This window comes from Pseudomonas sp. P5_A2_2 (assembly GCF_054177685.1).
In genome coordinates, this window is the sequence record NZ_JBGCUL010000548.1 from 1 (window position 1) to 3,061 (window position 3,061).

At 61.1% G+C, this 3,061-nt stretch carries 4 protein-coding genes; all 4 read right to left on the minus strand.

Features of this window, described 5'->3' with window-relative positions; all coding sequences use genetic code 11:
* On the minus strand, nt 1-336 hold a 336-nt coding region (locus tag ACXRVY_RS22035), incomplete at its 3' end, for a YceI family protein (RefSeq protein ID WP_458238234.1).
* Nucleotides 337-466: 130 nt separating this feature from the next.
* The gene (locus ACXRVY_RS22040; RefSeq protein ID WP_223463995.1) at nt 467-1,135 is read right to left on the minus strand and encodes a phosphoribosyltransferase; all 669 of its coding nucleotides are present in this window, start codon (nt 1,133-1,135) and stop codon (nt 467-469) included.
* 195 nt (nt 1,136-1,330) lie between these two features.
* Entirely contained in the window at nt 1,331-2,689 is a 1,359-nt protein-coding gene (locus ACXRVY_RS22045; RefSeq protein ID WP_457266307.1) for an MATE family efflux transporter, read from the minus strand.
* Between the two features lie 164 nt (nt 2,690-2,853).
* Nucleotides 2,854-3,061: hypothetical protein (locus tag ACXRVY_RS22050; RefSeq protein WP_458238235.1), on the minus strand; the 208-nt coding region annotated here is incomplete at its 5' end.

Below are 3,061 nucleotides of genomic sequence, written 5' to 3' on the forward strand. Positions count from 1 at the left end.
GGTCACCACCGGATAAGTCGCCGTGTCGAACCATGCCGGTTTTTGCAGCTCGGTGTTGGCGTCGCTGCTGCCGGCGTCGATGCTGTTGAGGTCGATGGTCAGCGTGGCGTGGGCGGCGCCAGGGTTATCGGTGTCGAAGTCGAGATTGGCGTCGAACTTGCCGAAAGTGCCGTAGCTTCGCGAACCCATCTGCTGATAGGTGAAACTCAAGGTGCTGGCCTTGGCGTTCACTTTCTTGTATTCCACGGCTTCAGCGAACGGCGCCAGGCTGAACTGCACCGGGCCGAACACCAACGTACCGGCCAGAACAACGCAACGCGCGGATCGAAGGTTCATGGCACTCTCCGGGAGGGCTCCCGTCTTGAGTTGGCGTGCCGCACACGAGGGGTGGCATCAGATGACTAAAGCAAACAACCGGCGTTTATTCCACCTCGCGCGGTGATTTGCGACCACTTGCAGATGGCCGTCAGCACTCCCCGCGCTGCCACGCCCGCTGCAACAGCTCGATCACCTCGGCATCCGAGGTCTGGGTAAAATCCATGTACCAATGCCCAATCGACGTGAACCACTCGGGCAGCAGCGGGCAGACCAGTTCATCCACCTCGCTGCGCAGGGCCTGCACTGTCTCGATCGGCGCCACCGGCACCGCCACCACGATGCGCGAAGGCGCCTGCACCCACAGCGCCTGGATCGCCGCCCGCATTGAAGCGCCGGTGGCCAGGCCGTCGTCGATCAGGATCACCACCTGATCCTTGAGCAGCACCGGCGGYCGCGTGCCGCGGTAGACCTTCTCGCGGCGCAGCAGTTCGCGGCTTTCCCGTTCGACCACGGCGTCGAAAGCGGCGCGGTCGATCGGGTGCACCCGCAGCGCCTCTTCATTACGAATCTGGATACCGCCGCTGGCAATTGCGCCCATGGCGTACTCCGGGTGGGACGGTACGCCGAGCTTGCGCACCAGCATCAGGTCCAGGCGAACCTTCAACGCCGTGGCCACTTCATAAGCCACCGGCACGCCGCCACGGGGCAAGGCCAGAACGATCACATCGGGGCGGTTAGCGTAAGGCAGCAGCGGTTCTACCAGCCGTCGCCCCGCCGCTGGCCGGTCTTGCAGGATGGAATGGGACAAGGGGCTCATGTGAAAACCTCCCCAGGCGATCAGGCCTATCGGTGAATCCTGCTCCCACTGAATGAAGTACCTGATTTTCAGTGTGCACAAGACTACAAACACCACAGTCCCTGTGGGAGCGGGCTTGCCCGCGAAGACGTCAGTACAGTCAACCTCTACATCAACTGAACCACCACAATCGCGAACAGGCAATGAAAAAACCAACTAAACCAATCGCTCAATCTTCTGATGCTGCCACACCACTTTGTAATACAGCGTCTGCAACACCAGCATCCCCAGATACGCCACCGGAAACGCCATCCACACCCCTTGCAGCCCGAACTTCGCATCCAGCAGATACGCCGCCGGCAACTGCACACCCACCACGCAGACGATGGAAATCGCCACCGGCACCATCACCGTGCCACTGGCGCGCATGATGCCGCCGATGATCGCCTGGAAGCCGAACACCAACAGGCTCCAGAGCATGATGTGCAACAGGTGCCGGGCCATGGTCCGCGTCGCCTCTTCGGTGAGGAACGACGCCAGCAACCAATGCGACAGCAAGTACCCGAGCACCACCAGACCACCGGTCAGGCACACATTGATCATCAACCCGGTCTTCAAAATCGGCCCCATGCGCTCGATGCGCCCGGCCCCAATCGCCTGCGCCCCGAGAATCGACGCGGTAATCGCAATCGACAGCGCCGGGAACTGCACGTAATTGACGATCTGCGTCACCGCGCCATACGCCGCCGTCGCCTGGGAACCGTGCTGGTTCACCAGCGCCAGAATCACCAGCTCCGACAACGACAACACCACCATCTGCAACCCGGTGGGCAAACCGATACGCAACACCTTGCCGAGAATCGCCATGTCCAGCTTCATCGCCGCAAAGAACTCCCGGTCCGGCGCCAGCGGATGGCCCTTGCCAAGCAACCGCCACGCCAGCAGCCCCATCGCCACCAGGTTACCCACCAGCCCGGCAATCGCCGCACTCTGAATCCCCATCGGCGCAAAACCCAACCACCCGCGAATCAACGCCGGCGTCAGCGCCAACCCGACAATGGTCGACACCACCAGCGCCAACAACGGCGACAAGGTATCGCTCACCCCGCGCAACAACTGCGTGAACAACACAAACACCAACAACGACGGCATGATCCACAACATCACATGGGCATACGCCACCGCATCGTCCAGCACATCCGCCGGCGTCCCCAACCCCACCAACGCCGAACGCGCAAACACACTCCCCACCACCGCCGCCACCAACCCGATCAACACCCCCAACAACAACGTCGCTCCGGCAATCGCCTTCACCAGATGCGTCTCCCGCGCACCCCACGCCTGTCCGATCAACACACCCGCGCCGGCGCCGAGGCCGATCACCAGGGCGATGAAGAAAAACACGATGGGGAACATCCCCGACACCGCCGCCAGGGCTTGAGTGCCGAGCATCTGGCCGATGTAGATGCTGTTGACCGTGCCGGACATGGATTGCAGGAAGTTCGACAGGACCATTGGGGCGAGGAAAAGCAGGTAGGTTTTCCAGAGGGGGCGTTGGGGGGTTGGGGTTTGCATTCGGGAAGGTCCATCTCGACGGCGAGAGCGATGAGTAAGGATAGCGTGGGTGGCTGAAACCAAGGGGCGGTGAACATCTCAGGTCTGTGTTTATATTTCCAGCGACGTGATGGGAAAGGTCTGAGATTTCATCATCACTAGTCCTACACAAAGCTGGGAATGCCTCACCTTCCCGCGCTGATCTCATGCGGCTTATAGTTGGCGCCGTCGCCCAGAATGGCGATTCGGGTTTGGCGACCTGACAACAGAGAATGACCGACTGACGGCCTTGAGCCCAACAAACAGAGATCATTCAAAATGAATCGATACATGCCCCTCACCGGAATCGACCTGGTTCCGGCCTCCTTGCTCATCGACACCCAAGCCCCACTC